The sequence below is a fragment of the Bacillus sp. DJP31 genome, assembly GCF_049310945.1.
Taxonomy (GTDB): domain Bacteria; phylum Bacillota; class Bacilli; order Bacillales; family SA4; genus Bacillus_BS.
In genome coordinates this window covers 117813-141872 of sequence record NZ_JBMERO010000004.1, presented here as the reverse complement: position 1 = coordinate 141872, position 24060 = coordinate 117813, and the positions used below count along the sequence as shown (strand labels likewise).

The window sequence follows — 24060 nt, the reverse complement described above, 5'->3', positions numbered from 1 at the left end:
CCCTCTTGTGGTGCTATGGTAAATATATTCAAAAGGAGTTTGTTTGGTTTATTGATGCATACATTTTTTTGTGATATCGCATTAAATACCGGCCATTAGATAATCTCCCAACTCACAATATACTCCGTTTGTTCATTCGGTAACTCAACGTTGGGTTCATTTATTATCCATTTCCCTTGAACATTTAGTTCTTTGCATGCTAGTTCATACTGACACATCGCGATTCCCATATCTAATAACTGCATGTCATAGCCTAAGCTCGAGCTATAGTTAGGTGTATGTTCTATGTAAAAATGACAAGCTTCTAAACCCTCAGACACCACGAGTCGCCAAGGCTGTTTGTTCGATGCAGAGGGGCCAAGCCTGACCATCTCGATAGGTGTATCAAGAAATCCAGCTTTCTCTTTTGTTAATGCGTTTTCAAAATTGGAATGGTAAAATAACCGGTCCCACGACTTTTTATTGTCTGCCTTTACAACGCGTCGGAGTGCTTTATCAAACATCCTTTGCTTATCCTTAGGGTAGCCAATTGGTGAAATGCAAGGGATAAACTCCCCTTCACTAAGGGACATTTCCTTCTCGAATGAAGTTCGGTTAAACGTACCACCCATCCAGCATGTGCCAATGCCTAACTCTGCAACATATAAAATGAGCTTATGGAAAACATACGCAAAATCCACAAGTGAGTATTTATCATTCTCACAAATCCCCACAAGATATCCACGTGGACTTTTTATAAATCCATATGTCCCTAGCTTGATACCCTTTTCTGATACATTTTTGGTCACTTGAATCATTTCAATTTTGCCTTTTCTTCCAAGTGGTCCCCTTAAATTTTCTTCACTAATTATGTAACTATTTATGAGGTTTATATGTGCTTCAGTTATATTTTGTGTATCAAAGGTTCTACTAGATTGACGCTTGCGCATCGTTTCTATTATCGTTTGTCTGGAATCCACTGTATACCTCCTTTAGTATTCTTCCTAGTCCATTTATGATTTGACTATCTTTCAACATCTTCACTGCACGTCCTAATCGATGCTCGTCATGAATAAGCGCAATTCGAACATAGCCTTCCCATTGTGTTCCAAATGAAACACCTGGAGTCATTACAATTCCTGTTTTTCCAATCAGATCGTAAGTAAACGCTGTTGATGTATGAGTTGAAGGGACTTTCTCCCATTCTTTTCGATAGTTTTAAATTCATAGTGTACAACCCATTATAGATTTTTCATTTTAATATACATGAAATAAAGAGAGACATAAGCCATTATCATAAGCTTTAATGTCTCCTCATAAGTGAACGAGCTTTTATTAGAATACTTGAAATTAGTATACAATAAAGTTCAAAGAATGGCACTGCTTTCAATGTTGTCGCTCTGATCATAAATTTAAATAGTCTTTGTAAATGCTTCCCCGCGCTTTCTCGCTCGTATATTTCTCTTAATATCCAGTAGCATATCCTCTTTTTTTCCCTTCAACTCCATTCTCTCACCTGTCAAAATATAGAAAAGTAGCTTCAAGTCAAGGACTGTCGTGTATTTTAAAACAGCTGTATCGCTGTGAGTCTCTAAGAATTCAATAACGTCTTCACTGTTTGTGACTTCTCTGTAATTGATTCTTGTACCCTTTAAGGCATCAAAGTCCTTATCAACTAAAAGATTCAAACTGTGTTGAAGTGGATTCGCTTTCTTCTCAACTTGCCCTTTGGTTTTCGTTTTTACTTGACCAGTAGCTGAGTTATTTATATGTACCTGATGGATTAAAATATCCAGGGTGCGAATATCCTTTTTCAACAAGTTTTCATCAATGGAAATGTAGATACTCCTTAGCTTTTCAAGGTGATTAGCGACAGCTTGCAGGTTATTTCAGCCATTGTTGTTTTTCACCTATAAAAGCGATTGTTCGGGTCGTTCTTTCTTCCATGCAGTCTAGAATTTCTGCAGTCAATTCTATATACACTTCGCATTTTTTGCCGTCTGCCGTGAATCTGGCAAGATCCTCGTAGTTTTTAATAATGGTATCGAAGAAGAACTTCTCCAGGAAGGACAAGGGGAGAAGGACAAGGGGACAGGTTTTATGTCCCACAGAGGACTCTAAGGAATGGGTCAAGGAGCCTGTCCCTCTGTCTCATAACCTCCGTGAAAAATAACCTTCCAGGATTCGGGGTCCGTTTTACCGCAATAACGTAACCCAACCTATATAAGTTCATTTCATGTAGAGCGATTCTCTACATAGGTGCAACTGCCCGTCGCACAAAATAGCCCCTCTCCAATGGAGAAGGGCCAAAATTGTTTACAGAGCAAAGCTTGATTGTTTCTTCATTATTTTACTCTACACCAAATAGCCTTGCTTTTTCAAGGTGAAAACAGGGCTTGTCCTAAAACCTAGTATTTTGTTAGCAATTGATGCAATTCTGGCAATTCACCCGTTTTAAGGAACTCTTTCATATTGGCTTCACGGATATAATCAGCTGGAATCTCGCGTTCTATGAAGGATTTTAAGTTATTGCGGAAGACCGTTCGGAAGTAGGCACCGATCGACTTACTAAATTTGAAGACTTGGTTTGATTTAACCTGTTCTTGGATTTTAGATTGAAAACGACGCATGCATGAATAGTAGTAGGTTTCTATCCAGACATCACGTTCAGTGAAGTAGGAGTTCTCTCCGTCATTCTTTGCCACATATTTAAGCACATTGATGACTTCCTGCTTGAGTGAGATCATGATGTCAAATAAATCACGTGGTTTGTATGTTATGTTTAACTCGGTTAGAACGTTCTCTGCAATTTGACTAAAACTTGAGACTAGGGGGCTTACTTCGAAGGCATCGGAGTTTTCAATGACGCAGTCTGTTTTTAAGGAGAATTGTACCTGGTGGATCCATACCTGCTGCCCGCGGTGCTGTAGGCCAACATACTCAATGTGAAATAAAGGTGCCAGCATATCTAGAACCTCTCGTACTCCTTTTGATCGTTTACCGAGCTGATTTTTTAACGTATTCATGTTTCGTAGCTGTTTAATTTTCTCAATCTTATCAGTATGGTCGATGGTAGCCACGCCATGGCGGAATTGCGTTAGAAAGGAAAGCATTAATTCGAAGGTTTTTCCATTAGAAGTACGAACAAGTTCGGCGATGATATTCGTCTCTAGGAGGGAATGAGGAACGATAAAATAGTTTAGGTCTTCACCCGTTTCAGTCTCAAAGTATTCTTTATAGTTTCGAAGTACATAAATAGGCATACCTGCAGAATTAATAGTCTCTTGGATGAAGCCGTGACGAAGCCAAAACTTAAATCCTACATAAAGAGTAGAATAAGCCATTCTACATTCGGATGCATATGCGGGAAGGTTGAATTCCTGGACTTCCCCTTTGGTTGTTTTTTCTCTATGTATTTGTTTTAAGATCGCGATCATGGCTGGATGAGCACTTGCTGGAATTTGAATATTGTTTTCGACCTGAAAATTTCTCATATCTTCAAGGAGAGCCTGTGGAAATTTAAACCCATAAATCTTGACCTTCTGACGATTTCCTTTTCTTCTATTCATGTCTCATTCTCCCTTTATAAAAAGTATCCACTCTATATATAGTGAATAGAACTAAAAAAGGGTTTAGCTTTATAAAAAAAGTGACGAAGGGACAAGAAACCTGTCCCTTCGTCCTATGATGTTAGCCTTGGTTCTCAGCTTCCCATCTACCTACTTCTTCGCGAACCATTGGGGCGACTTCTTTTCCCAACAGTTCGATGGTTTTCATTACGTCCTCATGAAGCATTGAGCCAACAGGTACGTGCAGCATAAAACGGGTTATTCCTACGTTCTTTCGAAGGTGGATGATTTTATCGGCAACCGTCTTCGAATCACCTACATACAAGGCCCCTTCAAAACTACGTGCGGCATCAAAGCTATCTCGATTATAATGGCCCCATCCTCGCTCCCGTCCAAGTACATTCATGACTTGCTGGGTAGAAGGGAAAAATTTGTCTGCGGCTAGCTGCGTATTTTCTGCAATGAAACCATGAGAATGCGAGGCGACCGGCAACTTCGTATGATCATGTCCAGCATGTGCTGCCGCGTCTTTATATAGTTGCACGAGTGGTGCAAACTGCAATGGACTACCTCCGATAATTGCTAAAACTAGTGGCAATCCAAGTAAGCCTGCGCGGACAACCGATTCTGAATTTCCTCCACTACCAATCCAAACTGGCAAAGGATTTTGTACTGGTCTTGGGTATACACCTAACTGATGTATGGCCGGACGGTGACCTCCCTTCCAGGTTACTTTTTCAGAGTCGCGAATCTTTAACAGCAATTCTAACTTCTCTTCGAACAGTTCATTATAGTCATTTAAATCGTACCCAAATAGCGGAAAGGATTCGATAAAAGATCCACGCCCTGCCATGACTTCTGCACGTCCGTTTGAAATACCGTCGAGTGTTGCAAAATCTTGAAACACACGTACTGGATCAGCAGAAGATAGCACCGTAACTGCACTTGTCAGTCGAATCCGTTTCGTTTGCGAAGCAGCTGCAGCAAGCACCACTTCAGGTGAAGATGCTGCGAAATCTTCCCGATGATGCTCTCCCACACCAAATACATCTAATCCTACCTGGTCCGCTAGAATAATTTCTTCTACAACCTCACGTAATCGCTGTGCATGACTCACCACCTCACCGGTTACAACATCCGGTGTTGTCTCTACAAACGTGCTTACACCAATTTCCATTAAAAACCCCTCCTACTTTATGAATGGTACATGGGGACAGGCAGAGATCACTGAAAAAGTAAGTGTATAAGAAAAAAGAGTTAATTAAGGGAGAATATGTTGATTGTTCGGAAGGTGCTAGGGCACCTGCGGGAAGAGTGGGACAGGTGAGACCTAGGCTTTTTCACGATCGTGAAAAAGCCTTCCATTCGTGCGCCGAGGAGGCTTTCCGCCCACCCCGGGGAATGGTGCATCCTGGAGTGGACATCAACAGGTAGTTTCAACACATACTCTTTAGAAAGCGGACTTTTTCAGCAGTCTCGGACAGGCACCTTGTCCCAAAGTTTCAAATCATAAAGTTAATCATACTAAAAAGAAGGGCCAAAAGGTAACTCAGACGCTCCGATTTGGTTCATTAAAAAAACAGCTGCATAGAATGAGGGATAAAGCCTCTATCAAATTTTTAGATAAAATACATAAAAAGATCAGGTGCTACTATCACCTGATCCTTACAAGGTCATGCAGGATAAGCCAACGGCTACCCAGAGTTGTTTGTACCAGCAAAACTAAAAAATATTAAATCCTCCCTAACTCCTTCCCAAATTTCTTAAAAAAGTCCTGAATGATTAACTTTCCTACTCCGTTTAAGATCTTCCCTCCGACCATTGAAACTTTTCCACCTACCTCGGCTTCAAAGGTGTAACTTAGATTTGTTTTATTTTTTTGTTCTTCCAAAAGATTTATAAGGCCAGTTGCCTTGACGTTTCCTGCGTCCCCTTCTGCTGTGATGATCAGTTTATACGTTTTTGCCTTTTCGATTTCTTCAATCTCAATGATAGATTCATATTTTCCATTTACAGGTGGTATTCCAATAGATAGCTCAGCCAGATACTTGTTATTTTCGATTAATTTAAGTTTTTTACATCCCATCAAGCATTTGACCAAAACATCTGTATTATATAAGCCAGCACAAGTTTTCTCTATGCTAGCATTTACTGTTAAACTTCCGCTCCCATTCATACTTCTCACGCACCTCTTTTCTAAGTTTTACACGAATTAACATTTCTACTATGTGCTATTTATATATATTTTTGGGGTATGCAATATATTCAAAATACCAAGCAGTTTATTGGACTAAATCAGACCATCTAGCTATACTAAAATGGAATTCATGAAATGGAGGAGGTTATCGCGATGTTAATTGAAATGTGGACTGACTTTGCTTGACCATTTTGCTATATTGGCAAAAAGCGTCTGGAGGACGCTCTCAAGAAGGTCGAACATCCGGTTAAAGTTGTATATAGAAGCTTTGAATTAGATCCTACTGCCCCAAAAGATGTGAAAGAAAATATATATGAGAAATTAAGCGGTAAGTATGGGATCAGTATCGAACAAGCAAAGGCTAATACTCAAAATGTTGTGCAAATGGCACGTGAGGTTGGATTGGATTTCCAATTTGATACGATGATCTTAACCAATTCGTTTGACGCTCACCGTTTGACTATTTTCGCGAAAAAACAAGGGTTAATGAATGAGATGACAGACAGACTATTACGTGCTTTCTACACCGAGTCCAAGCATATCGGGGACCATTCTACCTTAATTCAGTTGGCAAAAGAAGTAGGTTTGGATGGAGAAGCAGTTGCTGGAATGCTTGAGAACGGCGGTATGAGTGATGAGGTTCGTGCAGATGAACAAGAAGCATCTAAGCTTGGGATCAGAAGTATTCCGTATTTCCTCATCAACAAAAAATACGCAGTCTCCGGAGCTCAATCCTCTGAAACATTTGTTCAAGCTATGAACCAAATTTTGGAGCAAGATGGTCCATTCATAGAGGTAATTGCTACAGATGGTGTCGTTTGCGATGAGTTTGGTTGCGAAATTCCGAAGTCATAGTAACTACTAGTAATGCTGTAAATTGATAATAAAAAGGGTCATAAAAAAGAAGCAACCACACTTAGCTCATGTTAGAGAAAAGTGGTTCCTTCTTTTTCTTTTTATTAGACGAAGATACTACACGGTGTCCTTAAATCATTAACAACTCCCGAATGTCTTCTTCGGTTAGAGCTGAAGAAACTTTCTCTTCTGAATGGATGATTTCTTCAATGAGATGTCTCTTTTTATCTTGTAGTTCATTCATTTTTTCTTCAATTGTTCCTTTGGCAACAAGCTTGATGACGTGGACGACATTTGTCTGACCCATGCGATGAGCACGGTCCGCTGCTTGTTCCTCGACGGCTGGATTCCACCAATTGTCATAGAGGATGACGGTATCGGCACCTGTTAGGTTGAGGCCTGTACCTCCTGCTTTTAAGGAAATAAGGAACAATTCACGCTCACCAATATTAAATCGGTTACAGATTTCCACTCGTTCTTCTGATGGGGTTTGTCCATCTAGGTAGAAAAAAGACTTACCTTGATTTGCTAACTCTCTTCCAATAATCTGTAGCATTTTCGTAAATTGCGAGAAAATCAACACTCTTCTTCCAGATAGTTTAGCTCCTTCTAAAATCTGCAATAGCTGTTCAAATTTCGCTGAGCTTCCTTTATAGCCGTCTACGAACAAAGCAGGATGACAACAAATCTGTCGTAGCCTTGTTATACCTGCTAGAATTTTGATACGATTTTTTCGGAGTGTATCCTTGTCGAGATGTTTTAATGTGTCATGTCGCAGTTTTGCTAAATAGGCACCGTATAGCTTCTTTTGGTCAGAAAGCAGCTCCACTGATTCTATTGATTCGATTTTTTCAGGAAGCTCAGAAAGAACGTCCTCTTTCATCCGACGAAGTAGAAAGGGTGAGATCCTTCGAGCAATTGTTTTTCTTGAGAGGTTACTGTATTCCTTTAACCCCCGGAATAGCTCAGGAAAGACAACGTGATAAATGGACCACAACTCTTCTAATGAATTTTCTACCGGTGTACCTGTAAGGGCGAAGCGATAATCTGACTGGATCTTTTTCACTGCTCGTGCCGTTTGTGTCACAGGATTCTTGAATGCTTGAGCCTCATCAAAAAACACTGTATGAAAGGGTTGTTTTTCAAACCACTTGACGTCCCGACGTAACAACGGATAGGAAGTAATGATGACATCCATAGTTAGTACTTCCTTTTGGAATGCTACCCTCTCTGTTTTATCGCCAACCATAACAACAGCTTTTACATCCGTGGTAAATTTCATCAGTTCATGAAGCCAGTTATACGTCAAAGAGGACGGACAAACAATCAGAACTGGGAGCTTCCTACTACGGATGTTGGGAAGTTCTGATAAAATGAACGTGATGGCTTGTAGCGTTTTCCCCAGTCCCATATCATCTGCCAAAATCCCTCCAAAACCATATCTGGCAAGTGTTTTCATCCATCTATAGCCTCGAGTTTGGTAGTCTCGTAAAATCGACTCTACACATTTTGGTACCTCAAACTCCAGATTCCCTGGATTCTGGATATTTTCCAAGAACTGTCTGAACGATTCTTCAACCGTTAACACGTTACTATCTTGAACCGAATCAAGTAGCTGAAGTCCTTGCACAATTGGTAGACTCAGTCCACTTTCCAAATCTTCATTTTGGATAGGTATTGCATGAAGAAAACGATGGATTTCTTCAAATTCCCTTGTTTCCAAAGAGAGTAGTGATCCGTTTCGCAAGCGATAATATCTCCGCTTTTCTTCTAGTGCTTGCAAGATCTCCCGTATATGTTCGTCAGGAATGCCTTCCATTTCGAATTTGAATTCCAACCAATTGGTCCGTTCTTTTTTGACCATCACCCTAATCTTCGGTCGTGCATTTCCCCTGAAAATCCGGCTTCTAACAGCCGTCGTTGCATATAGTTGTACTAATTTCTGAAGTTTTGGAACGACATTATATAAAAATTTATACTCCAATTCTTCATTGTGTAAATAATAGCCGCCGTCTGTTTTAACAAACAAGCTTTCCTCCATAAACTGTAGGATTGCTTCTTCCTTGTCCACATCCCTAACAAACGTGGTTCCTGATCGAAGTTCCCGGTTTTCCAATGGATTTATGACCATATTTTCATAGTGAAACTCAAGACCAGCTAGAAGTCGATTTTTCACACGATCTAAGAATAGCTTAGCAATCAACGGTGTATTCATCAATTGGTCTGAAATACTAGTCGATAGCTGAACAATACCTAGTTTCTTCAACCCAGGAATCACTTTTTCTATAAAACGGCCAATTTGCTCTTTAGGGATGTTAATTTGATTTGTTTTGGAATTTTTCAGCATTCCTTTAAGATCAGAGAGTCGCTTGCAGTCCTCACTTTTAAGTGGTAATAACTTCCCGTCAAATAAAATGATGTTATAAAAATCTAACACAACTATTTCACTTAACCCAAAGGTCACGAGTTGGTAGCCATTAAGCTCATGTTCGATCAGGTCAAACTTTAAAGGAAGGATTTCGTTTGATAGCTTTAGACCTTCATATGTATCATCGTTGTACTCTAGTTTCACCATGGGTGCTACTATTAGTAACGGTAAAAGCTGTTCCCAGGAAGAGGGCGGAAGTAGTAAAATGTTACGGCTAATTTCAACATCCATTTCTTCAGGTAGGGCACCTAGAAACACTTTCTCATCATGCATTACTTGATAGAGCATCTGTAAAACATCATCTGTTTCCACTTGAAAGCAATGAAGGCTTGGGTCGTACGAAAAAGTCATGGACAGCAAGCAGGGGTTGCCACTCTTCACTTGCTGCAGAAAATCTCGGATGTTTTGTACAGGTGTAATACCGATTTTCATTTCTATTCCCAATAGGTAGCGTTCCTTGCCTATGTTGTAAGGCTTACATGTAAATGCTGTTGTAAGGACTTCCCTGGTTTCAAAGTGAAGCTGATGCCTGCTTGAGCGTATAGGCTGATCATTAAATAAAGTCAGCAACCCTTCTGTTAATGCATTTTGCATGTAGTCAGAATCTGAATGAAATAGCTTGTTTCCTGTTTTTTGGTTTTCAGAAATGCACAGTAATACAGCTGCAATATGTTGACATTCCTTTTGAAAGGAAGCGAGCTTAGGACAGCTGCATGTTGATTTAAGGTTACCATTGCTGTCCTTTTCAATGGTGACGTGAAAATCCTCCGTTCCCTTGACAGTAGCAACGCAGTGATCTTCACTGTAATTTTCAATCATTACTTTATTCGTTCGATAAAAGGATTCCCCTCTTTTGAAGGAAACGGTACCACACATGTCTATAATTTTTTTTTGATTAATCTTTAGATTCAAACGCCCCGCTCCTTCCAGAGAATAGTATGGTTAATTACGTTTTTTTTGGATGGACAATTAGAAGCTATGCTTTACCGAACGTAAATTTCAATATCCCGATTGTATCATAAGGTTGGGCTTATCTATTAAGGATACATTTGAAAAGGTAAATTTAAAAAATCACTTTCACACATTAACGCATCGGGGGCCAGGCCCCTTAATTCATATAGGTGATCGCAATTTATCAAACAAAAAGAACTAAGCAGAGATGCGCTTAGTTCTTTAGCCTTAATAATTCAATAATTTACTTTACTCTAAAATTAGAAACAAGTACCTGTAAGTCATCTGCTAGTTTAGATAATGATTGGGAGGATGAGGCTACTTCTTCCATTGTTGCTAGTTGCTCCTCAGTTGCGGCAGAGCTTTCAAGATTAGCGCGAACAAAGTCCTCTGCAACCTCCTTTACTCCTTGAATGGAGGTTACTATATCATTACTTACTGAGGCCATAACTTGAGCCGATGTTGCGACACCTAACACTTTAGCGGAAACATTTTTTATGGCACCTTCAATTTCTGTAAATAGACCGTTGACTTCATTTGTGAATTGCAGTCCTGCTGTCACTTTGTCTGATCCTTCAACCATTGATTTTACAGCTTTATTTGTTTCTAGTTGAATATCTTTAATTGTATCCGAGATTTTTGTAGCAGACTGTTTTGATTCTTCCGCAAGCTTCCTAACTTCATCTGCAACAACAGCAAACCCTTTTCCATGCTCACCTGCTCTGGCGGCTTCAATCGCTGCATTTAACGCTAAAAGGTTTGTTTGCTCTGCTATACGTGTAATAATTCGAATGACACCTTCAATTTGCTCTGTTTTTTCACCTAGTTGAGTAATAGTCAGTGAAGCCTCTCCAACTGTTATTGAGATCTCTTTCATCTGCTCTACCACTTCTTTTACTCTCATACTACCCTTAATGGTTGCTTCAGTAGCCGCTTCAGTCGCACTTTTCATTTCCTCACTATTTCCAGCGATTTGTTGAAGCCCAGCTGACATTTGCTCTATAGAAGAAGAAAGGCCATTGACCATTTGAAGCTGGCTATCAGCTCCTTCTGCTGAATCCTGAGTAATAGTGACAATTTGCTCAGCCGCTTTTGTACTTTGTTCTGAGCTGGCAAATAATTCTTCTGACGCTGCTGCCACTTCTGTTGCCGAATAATTAATCTGCTCGTTCAGTTCTTTAAGATTTGCAACCATTCGCTTCATTGAAGTGGTAAGGTTTCCCACTTCATCTTTTTCATTTCTCTCAACTATATGAACGGTTAAATTACCGTCTGCTACTTCTTCAGATAAATAGGCAAGATTTTTAAGACTTTTGGAAATTCTAGTTATGAGAAAATAGGCAAGAACTATGCAGACTAATGATGCTAAGAAGCCAATGATCATCATGGCATTTCTTGAATTCAATACTAGATTTTGATTCTCTTTGATTTGAGTCTTCGCATAGTCATCCATGATTATTTGAATATTATCAAGCTTATCTCTGGATTGTTCAAATATTTCTTCCTGCTGAACGATTAAAGAGGAGTTTAAATTCACTTCTTGATCAAGTACTTGATTAGAAAGTGTTTGCCAATCCTCAATCAAGGTTAAAAATTCATCAAAATTTTGAAACGCATTGGTTCCAGATTCTGATTCTAGTAATTTTTCAAACACTACTCTATTTCCATCCATAATTTTTTGTGAAGAAACAACACGTTCTTTTACTTGGTCCGTATTTTCGGTAAAGGAAGATAAGTTCGAGGTTTCGATTTTGCCGGTACTAATCTTATCTATCATACTCATTTCAAAAGCTAGCATCGCCTGGTAGTAGTCACGGTCTGCATTCAATAATTGAGAGGTAACGACTAAACTTTCATCATAAAGTCGTTTAGAAAGATTGTCATTAACTTTGACCATGTTCGTAATGGAGTATGCGGTTAGTAGTAATAGACTGATAATAGGAATTAGAACAATACTAAACAGCTTATACTTGATGGATAGGTTCTTCATAGGTGTTCCCCTCTTTTAGTATAATTTAGTATGAAGCAAACAACCAAAGAACATATGAGATTTAGACCAATAGCGGTTCGACAGTTTTCGACATTCATTGGTTTTAGTTTAGTATAATTCAAGACATTTGTATACTACTATTTAAATTTTCAAATAACTATACAATTGATGCTATTTTTGAGGTCATAAGAAAAGCGTAAGCGGCTTCTTCAGACCCGCAAACAAATGTTCTGAAGCAAAAAAAGGGTGATCTTCCCTTTTATTTGCTTCAGGTCATTTTACCTCGAGGGTCAAGCCGCTGGAGCTAGACATAGACCCTGTTTGAAAAAACTTATACTTTCTTATCTTTTAAAAAAGTAACCAGCCTCTGTCCTTGGGGAGGGAAAGGTGGTTACTTTTTTGTCTGTCCATATAAATCGAGAACTCTACATTCTTACTAACTCATCCTTTAAAGAGACGTTCACATCTTTATCGTACGCTTCAAAAACTCCTTCGTCCGTTCCTCTTTTGGAGTATGGAAGATTTGCTCTGGACTTCCTTCTTCCGCAATCACACCTTTGTCCATAAAGACGACACGGTCTGATACTTCTTTTGCAAATTCCATTTCATGCGTGACGATTAACATCGTTAGGCCGGTTTCAGCCAATTCCTTCATTACTTTAAGAACCTCACCAACCATTTCTGGATCTAGGGCAGATGTGGGTTCATCAAACAGCATCACGTCTGGCTCCATAGAAAGAGCTCTAGCAATCGCAACACGTTGCTTTTGCCCACCAGATAGTTGTCTTGGTTTCGCGTTTACATATTGATCCATTCCAACCACTTTTAAGTATTTTAGAGCTACTTTTTCTGCCGCTTCCTTGGAACGTTTTAACACCTTTACTTGTCCGACCACACAATTGTTTAACACATCATGATTGTTAAAAAGGTTGAATTGTTGAAAAACCATTCCGAGTCGTCTGCGGTATGCATGAACATCATGATTTTCATCTAGAATATTTTCACCATTAAAAATAATTTGGCCACCGCTTGGCTTTTCTAGAAGATTTACACATCTGAGAAGAGTGGATTTACCAGAACCTGAGGAGCCGATAATACAGACTACTTCTCCTTTATCCACTGAAAAATCGATATCTTTTAGTACAAGATGTGTGCCAAAGGATTTACTTAGATGTTGAATATCAATTATTTTCTGCATTCCTTTACCTCACCCCTCTATACATTCATTCCAGTTTCTTTTTTTTCGACGTGAATATGTGTACTGATCTTTTTGTAATTGTCCGGACCATCAAGCCTCTTTTCAATGATTCGTAGAATAATAGTTGCAGTTAACGTCAAGAAGAGATAGATTGCACTCGCAACAAAGAAGGATTCAAAGTATCTGAAATTGTTTCCAGCGATGGATTTAGTTTGGAAGAATAACTCGGATACAGAAATGACGTTAAGTACTGAGGTATCTTTTATATTGATGATAAATTGATTACCTGTTGCGGGTAAAATATTTCGAATAACTTGTGGCAAAACGACATTATACATCGTTTGAACATGGTTCATCCCAATCGCATGTGCGGCTTCTGACTGTCCCTTATCAACCGAAACAATCCCTCCGAGAACAATCTCTGCCATGTAAGCCCCCGTATTTATGGATACAATAATAATGGCAGCAACCAACCGGTCCATATCTAGTCCAAATGCCATAGCCGACCCATAAAAAATGACCATGGCTTGCACAATCATTGGTGTTCCTCGGAATACTTCAATATAAATAGTTAAAATGGTATTTGTTACTTTCAATACGACTCTTTTTACTCCTCGATCAGGCATTGGAATCGTTCGGATCACTCCTATTAATAAACCAATGATCCCTCCAAGTATCGTACCCACTAAGGCAATTAAGAGTGTCACACCAGCTCCACGAAGAAACATTGGCCAGTTTTCTAAGATGATTTTCACTACCCACTCGGTGCTCATGATACTCCTCCTTTTTAAATTTGAAACCGACTACAGTAACTCGCAGCCGGTTTCTCCTACTCTATTATTTTGCTGCTGGTTGATTCTTAATCGCAGCATCCATGATGCTCTTTTGGTCTTCTTCTGAAATTCCTGCTAGTATTTTATTAATTTTTTCTGTTAATTCGCTTCCTTTTTCAAGACCTACAGCGATTGCTGTATCATCCTCTGATGTTTCAAATCCTTCTGTAAACTCAACCATAGCATAGTTATCATTTGCAGCAGATGCACTCACACCTTCTGGACGTTCGGATACATATCCATCGATGACGCCTGATTCAAGTGCTACTCTCATGGCTGGGAAATTATCCATTGCTGGCTCTAGTGAAACGCCTTTAATTTGTTCAATGACTGAATAGTGGAACGTATTTAATTGAGCTGTAATTTTTGCACCTTTGAAATCTTGAATCGAAGTCGCCTTTTCATATTTACTGCCTTTTTTCACAACGATGACTAGATCTGATTTGTAGTAGTTCTCTGAGAAATCAATTGTTTCTTTTCTTTCTGCCGTAGGGGACATTCCCGCGATAATGGCATCAATTTTACCTGAAGTTAAAGAAGGTACAAGTCCATCCCATTCTGTTTTCACAATCACTAATTCTTTTCCTAATCCTTCAGCGATCTTTTTCGCAATTTCAACATCATAGCCGCCAGCATACTCCGCGCTGCCGTCCATTTTTACTCCATCATTGGAATCATCCATTTGAGTCCAGTTGAACGGTGCATATCCGGCTTCAAGGCCTACCTTAAATGTATCCGCATCTGTTCCACTACCAGTAGTAGAACTAGTTCCACACCCTGTTAAAAGAATCATTGCTGAAAGAGCTGTTGCTAAAAATATAGATAATTTTTTTCTCATGAGTAATCCGTCTCCCCTTTTGATGTAAGTGCATACTACTGTTAACGGTATTCCTTTTTTGTAAATAGGCATATTTCTAAACGCAAAAAACGACCCGAGATGAACTCAGGTCGCAGTATACAAACTTGCCCTAATTCCTCAACTTATCCCATTTGGAGATAGCACAACTCAATAAACTAAGGTAGCTTATTGAGACAGTCCTGCAGTTCTTAACTGCAGACCCAGCCTGAGATAGTGAGTCTATCACATGCTTCGGCAACATTTCCTTCTCCAACGTATCATCGCTTCTCTAAGCCATACCAAGGACTGTTAAATATTGCACCTCTACCTCACTAGTAAAAGTGAGGTCTTATTCAATTGTTGAAGTCTATTATATGTATAATCCTACATCACAGTAATTATATCTGTCAATCTATTAAATTGCTTAGCCATAAACCCTAACTGCTAGGCCTGTTCCTGATACAGCAAAAAAAGTGCGTTTTTACAATAAGTAGGAACGTTTTTTTCGGTTCTCATTGTGTAAAAGAAAAAACCATCCTTTTATGTAAGTGAAAAAAAGGATGGTTGATGAACGATAGAATATTCGAATTGCACAGTATTACTCTTTTATTTTAATAGGTGTAACAACTGCATACAAAGAATTCGGCGTATTTGATACATTGATTTCAATTACCTTGTAACCAGAAACAGATTTTGTTTCAATGGGAGTCGTTGTATTTACTTGATATCCATTCATTTCTTTTTCATCCCCTTACCTCTACTTAGCTCACAAGAGTTACTATATGCGCAAGTTCAAGGAATGTGACATCTTTTTTCAATAACTTGAGGCTTACGAACCAATCTCATCTAATTTCAGCTAAGGTTTATTTTTAAAAGATACCTTATTTTGAATTTACTAGTACTTTTTTCTCGACGCGATACTTTTCCAAAATAAGACGGTTCAGGGCATAACCTATCCCTGGATTAGATGGGATGGTAATGGTACCATTATTCACAATGACTTCTGGTTCGATAATATCCTTTTCCCAATACATGGCTGATGCAGCTGTATCTCCTGGTAAGGTAAAGTGAGGTAAAGAAGTTAGAGCAATGTTATGGGCCCGGCCAATTCCCGCTTCAAGCATTCCCCCGCACCAAATAGGAACACCCTTCTGTTGGCAAAAGTCATGGATCTTAATTGATTCGGTTAACCCACCGACACGACCTATTTTAATATTAATTATCTGACAGCTTCCGAGCTCAATCGCCTTTCTTGCATCTTCTAAAGAATGTATACTCTCATCTAAACAAATCGGTGTTTGAATGGCAGTTTGTAATTTGGCATGATCGATGATGTCATCATGAGCTAATGGCTGTTCGATCATCATTAAACCTACTTCATCAAGCTTCCTTAGCTGCTCAATGTCACCCAAAGAGTAAGCAGAGTTCGCATCAGCCATCATCAAAATCGAAGGAAACTGTTTTCTAACTTCCTTTAGCACCTCATAATCCCAGCCTGGCTTAATTTTGATTTTGATACGCTTATAGCCACTCTCTACATGGGTACCAACTACCCTTAATAGGTCCTGAACAGATGGCTGAATTCCAATACTAATTCCTACGTCAATCTGCTTTTTTTCACCACCAAGGGCTTGGGCAAGCGTTTGATTCTTCTTTTTCGCAAATAGATCCCAAACTGCCCCTTCTAATGCTGATTTGGCCATATTATTTCGTCTAATGGGGGCAAATCGTTCGGAAACCTCATTAGGGTGTGAAAGTGGAGCTTTGAATAATAAAGGAATCATCAAATCCTTCATCATGTGCTCGTTCGTTTCAACCGTCTCCTCACTATACCATGGGCTTGAAAAAGCAACCGATTCACCGAAACCACTACAACCATCTTGATCCGTCATTTCGATGACAAAAAACTCTTTCTCCTGAAAACTTCCAAAGCTTGTTGTGAATGGATCATTTAATTTCATCACGAGTCGATGTAGGATCACCTCTCGAATATCCATATGGGTCATGTTGTTTCCTCCTCTACATTGTTCAGTGGTAAATGATGACGCTTCTTAAACATATAATAACTGATTCGTTTGTTCGTATCACGCTTTACATCCTCTGCTATATACCCTTCTTGACATAGTGCTCGAAAAATCTCTCTTGTTTTAAAGCGCCATTCTTTAGCAAGCTCAGGCTGTTCCTTTTTCATTTGTTGGATATTCTCTGGTACCGGGACATAAACTACCCGTTGGTCGGCTTTTCTGTTATTTTCTCCAATAATGGTTGGAAAACCCTCTTTAGTAAGCTCTGTTTCTAGCATAGGTGTAAATGGCTGTTCTTCATACCCCTTATTCCCCTTCGTAACATGCTCACTTCGAATCCACCATTCTACTAAAAAACGATCAGTAGGCAAGCCTTGGTTTAATGAATCTTTCATCGTTCCATAATGGTTTTCCAAATACGTGGCACCAATTCCTTTTAGCTTATGAAGGTTTAGGTAGGCATTTACACTCTCTAATGGATCAAAGGTCCAAACAATGAGGGAATAGCCCATTTCAAGTGCAAGCTTCTGCTGAACGAGTTTCATTTCATAGCCTAAACCATTCTTTTGATAATCTGGAAGAATACCAAGCATATGAGAGCAAAGATAGGATTCACCATTTTTAAAACCAGAAAAGCTATACTGAAAACCTACTAGTTTCTCGTTTTTATAGGCACCCAGTACAAGACCCCCATTCTTAGAAGCTGTATATGTTTGGTGAAAGGGAGTAGGTGGTTTCTTCCATATTTGTTGTTCAATGGTCTCTACCGTTTCAATATCTTTTATTTTCTCCAATCGTTTAATTTGAAACATTTTTATCCTCACTCCCTTTTTCTAGCGTGAGTAGTACTGCTTTTGCTAAGATTGCCGTTCCATCTAGAAGGGCAACATGATCAAAGGTCATATTGGGATGATGTAAACCAGGAACTAGGTTACATCCAAGACCCAGCATCGTTGCCTCTAAGTGTGGTCGTTTAATGGTATAAAAATGAAAATCATCTCCCCCGGTCATCGTAATGGGTGGTTCTGAGTTTTCTACCCCTAATACATCTTATATAGCGAGTTCCATCATATGCTGTGCATCCACATTTAGTAGAGCTGCAACGATGTGCGCATTCATTTCAAGATTTTGACTTTGAAATAAAACTTCGAGAGCTTTTACAATCTGTTCAATTTTTTCAACGAGCTTGTTCATGGCTTCGTTGGTTTGCACGCAGATCAAGTCCAAATGAGGCATGGCCTAGAATACTATTTTGATCTAATCATTGTTTTTTAGCATTTTAGTAAGTGAAAACAGTTTTTTATGCTGATTCTGAAGATAATTCTGTATTTTTCCTTCTAAATTGATCCTCCATCACAGATTGCAACGGATTTTACTGAAGGGTGGGGATTAAAATAGGTTGGAATCTCCGTTTTTTCAGCGATTATTTGATTATATCGGCGATTAGCTGATTATATCGGCGATTAGCTGATTATATCAGCGATTATTTGATTATATCGGCGATTATTTGATTATATCGGCGATTAGCTGATTATATCGGCGATTAGCTGATTATATCGGCGATTAGCTGATTATATCGGAGATTAGCTGATTATATCGGCGATTATTTGATTATATCGGCGATTAGCTGATTATATCGGCGATTATTTGATTATATCAGCGATTAGCTGATTATATCGGCGATTAGCTGATTATATCGGCGATTAGCTGATTATATCAGCGATTATTTGATTATATCGGCGATTATTTGATTATATCGGCGATTAGCTGATTATATCGGCGATTATCTGATTATATCGGCGATTTTCTGATTATATCAGCGATTAGCTGATTATATCAGCGATTATTTGATTATATCAGCGATTAGCTGATTATATCGGCGATTTGATTATATCAGCGATTAGCTGATTATATCGGCGATTATTTGATTATATCGGCGATTAGCTGATTATATCGGCGATTATCTGATTATATCGGCGATTATTTGATTATATCGGCGATTAGCTGATTATATCAGCGATTAGCTGATTATATCGGCGATTATTTGATTATATCGGCGATTAGCTGATTATATCGGCGATTAGCTGATTATATCAGCGATTAGCTGATTATATCAGCGATTATTTGATTATATCGGCGATTAGCTGATTATATCGGCGATTATTTGATTATATCGGCGATTAGCTGATTATATCGGCGATTATCTGATTATATCAGCGATTATTTGATTATATCGGCGATTAGCTGATTATATCAGCGATTATCTGATTATATCGGCGATTAGCTGATTATATCAGCGATTATTTGATTATATCGGCGATTATCCGATTATATCGGCGATTAGCTGATTATATCAGCGATTAGCTGATTATATCGACGATTAGCTGATTATATCGGCGATTAGCTGGTTATATCGGCGATTATCTGTTTATATCAGCGATTAGCTGATTTATTTCGGCGATTAGCTGATTATATCGGCGATTATTTGATTATATCGACGATTAGCTGATTATATCGGCGATTATTTGATTATATCGGCGATTATCTGATTATATCAGCGATTATTTGATTATATCGACGATTAGCTGATTATATCGGCGATTATCTGATTATATCGGCGATTATCTGATTATATCAGCGATTATTTGATTATATCAGCGATTAGCTGATTATATCGGCGATTTGATTATATCGGCGATTAGCTGATTATATCGGCGATTAGCTGATTATATCGGCGATTAGCTGATTATATCGGCGATTATTTGATTATATCGGCGATTAGCCAAATAACCCCATTCTATGGCAACACTTCATTATATAAAGAGAAACAAGCAAAAAAGACAGCTCGAATGACTCGAGACTATCTTTAGAATCCTGAATCAATGATCTGTCTAAATTACGTTACTGGCTTGAGTTCAATTTTGACCTTGTTCTACTACAAACGTTACAGTTTAACCTACTTCAAACGAAAAAGTGTAGAGAATAGTAAGACTTTCCTCTACACTAAGCTCACTACCCCTCTAATAACAAATCCTCTGGGTCCTCTACTAACTGTTTTACCTTCACCAAAAATTGAACAGCGTCCTTCCCGTCAACAATTCGGTGGTCATAGGAAAGAGCTAGATACATCATCGGTCTGACTTCTACCGTATCGTCGCGATCGATGACTACAGGACGCTTTTGAATGGTATGCATGCCAAGGATACCAACCTGTGGGGTGTTAAGAATGGGCGTTGACAAAAGAGAGCCAAACACTCCACCATTTGTGATGGTAAAGGTCCCACCCAATAAGTCGCTTAACCCAAGTGTGTTGGCTCTTGCTTTTTCGGATAAGTGACCCATTTCTTTTTCAATTCCTGCAAAGCTTAATTGATCAGCACTCCGGAGTACAGGGACAACTAAACCATCATCCGTGGAAACGGCAATTCCAATGTCATAAAATTTCTTAATCAGAATTTCGTTATCCTGAATTTCGGCATTTAGTAACGGAAATTCTTTTAAGGCTCCAACGACTGCTTTAGTGAAAAAAGACATAAACCCTAGCTTCACTCCATGCTTTTTATAAAAAGAATCTTTGCGACGATTTCGCAAATCCATTATGGCGGTCATATCGACTTCATTGAAGGTTGTAAGCATAGCAGCTGTATGTTGGGCTTCAACTAGCCTTTTCGCAATGGTTTGTCGACGTCTTGACATTTTGACACGTTCTATTCGCTCATCAACGTCTACCGTTTTTATTTGTGCAGCATGTTTTTCGTTTTGGGACAATTCACTTTTCCCATTTAGTGATTGTTTATAAGCATCAACATCACCAGATCTAACTCTTCCAAGTGGATCCTGAAACGGTATTTCGTTTAAATCGATGCCTAGCTCTCTTGCTTTCTTTCTTGCTGCTGGAGAGGCAATGGGTTTACGATGTTGATCCGCCTTGCTAGTTGCAGGGCTCAATGTTTGTTCATCTTTTACAGGAGCTGCAACAGATGGGGTGTCTTGTTTTTGGTCTTCTTTTTTCTGTAGGGTCTCGTCTAGTTGTGTGACTCCGGATTGTATCTGGTTTTCATCTAAACGGGCTATGACTTGACCCACTTCTACATTGTCACCTGATTGAAATAGAAACTCTTTTACCACTCCGCTTTGCTCGCTATTGATTTCTATATTCACTTTATCTGTTTCAAGTTCAACAATAGGCTCACCTTTTTCGACATAATCTCCAACTTGTTTTAACCACTTTGATATCGTTCCTTCTGAAATGGATTCAGCTAGTTCTGGTACCTTAATTTCAATCATTCATGCTCCCCCCTTTTACTTACACTTAACGATTCCTCGATTATCATGGATTGTTCCATTTTATGAATATGTGGTTCACCCGTCGCCGTACTTGAACGTTTCGGTCTACCTATGTATGCAATTGATACATTTTCAGACACGATTTCTCTTAGGTATGATTGAATAACAGGCCAAGCTCCCATATTTTTAGGTTCTTCTTGGACCCATTTAACTTCTTCTAAATTTGAAAATCTGGACATGATTTCTCGAATTTCCTTTTTGGGAAAAGGGTAAAGTTGTTCGACACGTGCAATGTGCAATGTTTCTAGCTCTTCCCTTGGTAATTCTTCTATATCTGAGGCTAAATCAATGGCAATCTTCCCACTGCAAAGGAGGAGTCGTTTCACTTTTCCTACTTGGTCTCCTGTTCCTTTTTGCTCGATTATAGGGGTGAATTTCCCGTTGCTTAATTCAGAACCTGGTGAGCCTGTTAGCGAATGACGCAGCAAGCTTTTTGGTGTCATAATAATGAGCGGTCGAGCTTCCTCCGTGTCCGTTAGTAGAGCCTGCCTTCTTAAAATATGAAAATACTGGGCAGCACAGGTTAGATTGGCCACAATCCAATTGTTTTCTGCAGCAGATTGAAGGAACCGTTCCATTCGTCCACTGGAGTGTTCAGGTCCTTGCCCTTCATATCCATGGGGCAGAAGCATCACAAGACTCGACTTTTGTCCCCACTTTGCACGACCCGCAGCAATGAATTGATCAATAATGACTTGTGCAGCATTTACAAAATCACCAAATTGGGCTTCCCATAAGACAAGTGATTCTGGAGATTGAACACTGTATCCATATTCAAATCCAAGAACAGCCGCTTCAGATAATGGACTGTTATAAATGGAAAAGGTAGCGTTTGCTTCAGGAATATGGTGCAACGGTAAGAATCTTTCATTTGTTTTAGGATTATGCAAGACAAGATGTCGATGGGCAAATGTCCCGCGTTCACTGTCCTGACCTGTTAAACGAATGGGTTTCCCCTCCGAGAGAATGGATGCAAAAGCAAGAGTTTCGGCTAACGCCCAATCAACCTTGCTTCCTTCAACAAGTGAATTCTCTCTCCTTTTTAAGATCCGTTCGAGCTTTGGATACACATGAAAATGATTCGGCCATTTCAAGAGATTTTGATTGATCGATTGTAACAGGTCTAGCGATACGGTTGTATCAACATCCGGTATTCCTTCAGCTATTGGCTTTGGAACTGGTTGTTTTTGCCCCTCCTTGGAATCCTTTTCAAGTAGACGATCAAAAGTATCTTGAAAATCTTTCATAATTCCTTCTTCCATACGGTTCACTTCTTGAACAGATACCTGTTGTGCTAAAATCAACTCTTCCCTGTATTTTTTAGCAACCGTTGGGTGATCCTTAATTTTTTCATATAATTTCGGTTGAGTAACCGCCGGGTCATCCATCTCATTGTGACCAAATCGTCGATACCCAATCAAATCAATTACGATATCCTTGTTATATTTTTTTCGATACTGATAGGCAAACACGATCACTGCAAGACAGCTTTCCGGGTCATCAGCGTTAACATGAATGACCGGAATTTCATAGCCCTTGGCGAGGTCACTGGCGTATTTAGTAGAACGAGAATCAGTCAGATTCGTGGTAAACCCTAGCATGTTATTGGCAATAATATGGATCGTTCCACCGATCTCATATCCTTTTAAACCACTAATATTCAAGGTTTCAGCCACCACACCTTCACCAGGAAAAGCAGCGTCACCATGGATTAATACACTAAAAGATTTTTGTTTCTGCAAAGAGGCAAACCCTGCTGCATCGCGATTTTCTTGGGAAGCACGTGTCATCCCTTGCACCACAGGATTCACAAATTCCAAATGACTTGGATTATTGGCAAGATTGATACGAATGGTATGTTCCGAGTCGCCTTGAACTTCCCGGTTTGCCCCTAGATGATATTTAACGTCACCTGACCATCCATAATTAATTCCACGTGAACCTTCGGATGGTACAAGCTCTTTATTGGGTGAATGATGAAACTCAGAAAAAATTAATTCATATGGCTTTCCAAGCACATGAGCTAGCACGTTCAAACGACCACGATGGGCCATCCCAATGAACAAATTATCCGTTCGATCTTTACAGCTCGCTTCGATAAGCTGATCTAGCATCGGAACGAGCAAATCCAATCCTTCAATTGAAAATCGTTTTTGTCCAACAAAGGTTTGCTGCAAGAACTTTTCAAAGCCCTCTACTTGAAGTAATCTTTCTAACAGCTCCATTCTCTCACTCTTAGAAAGGGACAAAGTAATCTTATTTTGCTCGACATACTTTTCTAACCATTTTCGTTCTTCTTCATCATGGATGTGCTCAAATTCATAGGCAATGGTCCCTGTGTACGCTTCTTTTAGATGTTGAAAAGCATCCCACCCATTTTGAACAGTAGCCGGAGCATCCTCCCAAAGTAATTCTGCTGGAATATGCTTTAGATCCTCTTGTGTAAGGTTAAAATGAATATTGGATTCAACATTGGGTGGATCCTGAAGCGGATAGATGTTTGCCGCTAAATGCCCAAATCTACGGACATCTCTTAAAAGCTTCATACCAGAAATAATGTTTTTAACCTGGTGCTTCGGTGCTTCGTATTTAGGTGGCTCTTCTTTTGCTTCATCATCAGGCGGAGCACCTAGCTCATCAAATAATGATTGGAGTGAAGCGTCAACTGAATCTGGGCTCAGCTTATATTTTTCATACGCTTCATATATGTAACCCATATTGGGACCGTAAAAGGTTTCCCATATTTTTTTCTTCTCTACATTCTTCATCAATATCGTCCCCCACTCTGGCTTAGTGGAAATGACCTAGACCAGACTGATTTGTGTATCCTTTATTCCAGTAAGTTGAGTAA

General features: G+C 39.2%; 19 protein-coding genes, 1 pseudogene and 1 riboswitch. Of the genes and pseudogenes, 1 reads left to right on the top strand and 19 read right to left on the bottom strand.

Annotation, left to right across the window (positions count from 1 at the left end; translation table 11 throughout):
• Nucleotides 1-95: 95 nt before the first annotated feature.
• The 6 genes from ACOI1C_RS06175 to ACOI1C_RS06150 all read right to left on the bottom strand — a co-directional run bounded on the left by ACOI1C_RS06175 (nt 96) and on the right by ACOI1C_RS06150 (nt 5724).
• Nucleotides 96-959, bottom strand: coding sequence for a nitroreductase family protein (locus ACOI1C_RS06175; protein ID WP_422509039.1), 864 nt, complete (start codon nt 957-959; stop codon nt 96-98).
• Complete coding sequence (locus ACOI1C_RS06170; protein ID WP_422509037.1) at nt 910-1110, bottom strand: hypothetical protein; 201 nt, start codon at nt 1108-1110, stop codon at nt 910-912. Before ACOI1C_RS06170 ends, ACOI1C_RS06175 begins: the two co-directional genes overlap by 50 nt.
• A gap of 281 nt (nt 1111-1391) precedes the next feature.
• Nucleotides 1392-1796 carry a hypothetical protein gene (locus ACOI1C_RS06165; protein WP_422509035.1) on the bottom strand — a complete coding sequence of 135 codons (405 nt, stop codon included), beginning with the start codon at nt 1794-1796 and terminating at the stop codon, nt 1392-1394.
• A gap of 591 nt (nt 1797-2387) precedes the next feature.
• Entirely contained in the window at nt 2388-3548 is a 1161-nt protein-coding gene (locus ACOI1C_RS06160) for a hypothetical protein (protein ID WP_422509033.1), read from the bottom strand.
• Nucleotides 3549-3669: 121 nt separating this feature from the next.
• Nucleotides 3670-4725, bottom strand: a complete 1056-nt coding sequence (locus ACOI1C_RS06155) for an LLM class flavin-dependent oxidoreductase (protein WP_422509031.1) — start codon at nt 4723-4725, stop codon at nt 3670-3672.
• Between the two features lie 555 nt (nt 4726-5280).
• Nucleotides 5281-5724 (bottom strand): CoxG family protein, encoded by a 444-nt coding sequence (locus ACOI1C_RS06150; RefSeq protein WP_422509029.1) that lies wholly within the window; start codon nt 5722-5724, stop codon nt 5281-5283.
• A gap of 219 nt (nt 5725-5943) precedes the next feature.
• Between ACOI1C_RS06150 and ACOI1C_RS06145 the strand changes: the two genes are divergently transcribed.
• Nucleotides 5944-6600 carry a DsbA family oxidoreductase gene (locus ACOI1C_RS06145; protein ID WP_422509208.1) on the top strand — a complete coding sequence of 219 codons (657 nt, stop codon included), beginning with the start codon at nt 5944-5946 and terminating at the stop codon, nt 6598-6600.
• A gap of 130 nt (nt 6601-6730) precedes the next feature.
• Here ACOI1C_RS06145 and ACOI1C_RS06140 read toward each other — a convergent pair whose 3' ends face one another.
• The 13 genes and pseudogenes from ACOI1C_RS06140 to ACOI1C_RS06080 all read right to left on the bottom strand — a co-directional run bounded on the left by ACOI1C_RS06140 (nt 6731) and on the right by ACOI1C_RS06080 (nt 23983).
• Nucleotides 6731-9940, bottom strand: coding sequence for an SNF2 helicase associated domain-containing protein (locus tag ACOI1C_RS06140; RefSeq protein WP_422509027.1), 3210 nt, complete (start codon nt 9938-9940; stop codon nt 6731-6733).
• A gap of 283 nt (nt 9941-10223) precedes the next feature.
• Nucleotides 10224-11174 (bottom strand): methyl-accepting chemotaxis protein, encoded by a 951-nt coding sequence (locus ACOI1C_RS06135; RefSeq protein ID WP_422509206.1) that lies wholly within the window; start codon nt 11172-11174, stop codon nt 10224-10226.
• Nucleotides 11166-11363 (bottom strand): annotated as a pseudogene (locus tag ACOI1C_RS06130) (HAMP domain-containing protein); the annotation flags it as partial. The gene ACOI1C_RS06135 and the pseudogene ACOI1C_RS06130, both read right to left, overlap by 9 nt.
• A 1066-nt stretch (nt 11364-12429) precedes the next feature.
• Nucleotides 12430-13167 (bottom strand): amino acid ABC transporter ATP-binding protein, encoded by a 738-nt coding sequence (locus ACOI1C_RS06125; RefSeq protein WP_422509025.1) that lies wholly within the window; start codon nt 13165-13167, stop codon nt 12430-12432.
• 17 nt (nt 13168-13184) lie between these two features.
• Nucleotides 13185-13940, bottom strand: coding sequence for an amino acid ABC transporter permease (locus ACOI1C_RS06120; RefSeq protein WP_422509023.1), 756 nt, complete (start codon nt 13938-13940; stop codon nt 13185-13187).
• Nucleotides 13941-14004: 64 nt separating this feature from the next.
• Nucleotides 14005-14838, bottom strand: a complete 834-nt coding sequence (locus tag ACOI1C_RS06115) for a transporter substrate-binding domain-containing protein (RefSeq protein WP_422509021.1) — start codon at nt 14836-14838, stop codon at nt 14005-14007.
• A gap of 151 nt (nt 14839-14989) precedes the next feature.
• A riboswitch (Lysine riboswitch) is annotated at nt 14990-15173 on the bottom strand.
• A gap of 263 nt (nt 15174-15436) precedes the next feature.
• Nucleotides 15437-15574, bottom strand: a complete 138-nt coding sequence (locus ACOI1C_RS06110) for a hypothetical protein (RefSeq protein WP_422509019.1) — start codon at nt 15572-15574, stop codon at nt 15437-15439.
• A gap of 145 nt (nt 15575-15719) precedes the next feature.
• Nucleotides 15720-16835 (bottom strand): o-succinylbenzoate synthase, encoded by a 1116-nt coding sequence (gene menC, locus ACOI1C_RS06105; RefSeq protein WP_422509204.1) that lies wholly within the window; start codon nt 16833-16835, stop codon nt 15720-15722.
• A gap of 5 nt (nt 16836-16840) precedes the next feature.
• The gene (locus ACOI1C_RS06100; protein ID WP_422509017.1) at nt 16841-17674 is read right to left on the bottom strand and encodes a GNAT family N-acetyltransferase; all 834 of its coding nucleotides are present in this window, start codon (nt 17672-17674) and stop codon (nt 16841-16843) included.
• Nucleotides 17661-17873: a hypothetical protein gene (locus tag ACOI1C_RS06095; protein ID WP_422509015.1), complete on the bottom strand. Its 213-nt coding sequence runs from the start codon at nt 17871-17873 to the stop codon at nt 17661-17663. The genes ACOI1C_RS06100 and ACOI1C_RS06095 overlap by 14 nt, the downstream gene beginning before the upstream one ends.
• Nucleotides 17874-17912: 39 nt before the next feature.
• Nucleotides 17913-18074: a hypothetical protein gene (locus tag ACOI1C_RS06090; protein WP_422509013.1), complete on the bottom strand. Its 162-nt coding sequence runs from the start codon at nt 18072-18074 to the stop codon at nt 17913-17915.
• A 1800-nt stretch (nt 18075-19874) separates the two neighbouring features.
• Nucleotides 19875-21149 carry a 2-oxoglutarate dehydrogenase complex dihydrolipoyllysine-residue succinyltransferase gene (gene odhB / locus ACOI1C_RS06085; RefSeq protein WP_422509011.1) on the bottom strand — a complete coding sequence of 425 codons (1275 nt, stop codon included), beginning with the start codon at nt 21147-21149 and terminating at the stop codon, nt 19875-19877.
• The gene (locus tag ACOI1C_RS06080) at nt 21146-23983 is read right to left on the bottom strand and encodes a 2-oxoglutarate dehydrogenase E1 component (protein WP_422509202.1); all 2838 of its coding nucleotides are present in this window, start codon (nt 23981-23983) and stop codon (nt 21146-21148) included. Before ACOI1C_RS06080 ends, odhB begins: the two co-directional genes overlap by 4 nt.
• Between the last annotated feature and the right edge of the window lie 77 nt (nt 23984-24060).

Bases quoted from the DNA above. Each gene is read 5' to 3' on its own strand.
- ACOI1C_RS06170 (WP_422509037.1), bottom strand. From the start codon at position 1,110: ATGACTCCAGGTGTTTCATTTGGAACACAATGGGAAGGCTATGTTCGA.
- ACOI1C_RS06160 (WP_422509033.1), bottom strand. From the start codon at position 3,548: ATGAATAGAAGAAAAGGAAATCGTCAGAAGGTCAAGATTTATGGGTTT.
- ACOI1C_RS06155 (WP_422509031.1), bottom strand. From the start codon at position 4,725: ATGGAAATTGGTGTAAGCACGTTTGTAGAGACAACACCGGATGTTGTA.
- ACOI1C_RS06150 (WP_422509029.1), bottom strand. From the start codon at position 5,724: ATGAATGGGAGCGGAAGTTTAACAGTAAATGCTAGCATAGAGAAAACT.
- ACOI1C_RS06135 (WP_422509206.1), bottom strand. From the start codon at position 11,174: ATGGTTGCAAATCTTAAAGAACTGAACGAGCAGATTAATTATTCGGCA.
- ACOI1C_RS06125 (WP_422509025.1), bottom strand. From the start codon at position 13,167: ATGCAGAAAATAATTGATATTCAACATCTAAGTAAATCCTTTGGCACA.
- ACOI1C_RS06120 (WP_422509023.1), bottom strand. From the start codon at position 13,940: ATGAGCACCGAGTGGGTAGTGAAAATCATCTTAGAAAACTGGCCAATG.
- ACOI1C_RS06115 (WP_422509021.1), bottom strand. From the start codon at position 14,838: ATGAGAAAAAAATTATCTATATTTTTAGCAACAGCTCTTTCAGCAATG.
- ACOI1C_RS06110 (WP_422509019.1), bottom strand. From the start codon at position 15,574: ATGAATGGATATCAAGTAAATACAACGACTCCCATTGAAACAAAATCT.
- menC (WP_422509204.1), bottom strand. From the start codon at position 16,835: ATGGATATTCGAGAGGTGATCCTACATCGACTCGTGATGAAATTAAAT.
- ACOI1C_RS06100 (WP_422509017.1), bottom strand. From the start codon at position 17,674: ATGTTTCAAATTAAACGATTGGAGAAAATAAAAGATATTGAAACGGTA.
- ACOI1C_RS06095 (WP_422509015.1), bottom strand. From the start codon at position 17,873: ATGACCGGGGGAGATGATTTTCATTTTTATACCATTAAACGACCACAC.
- odhB (WP_422509011.1), bottom strand. From the start codon at position 21,149: ATGATTGAAATTAAGGTACCAGAACTAGCTGAATCCATTTCAGAAGGA.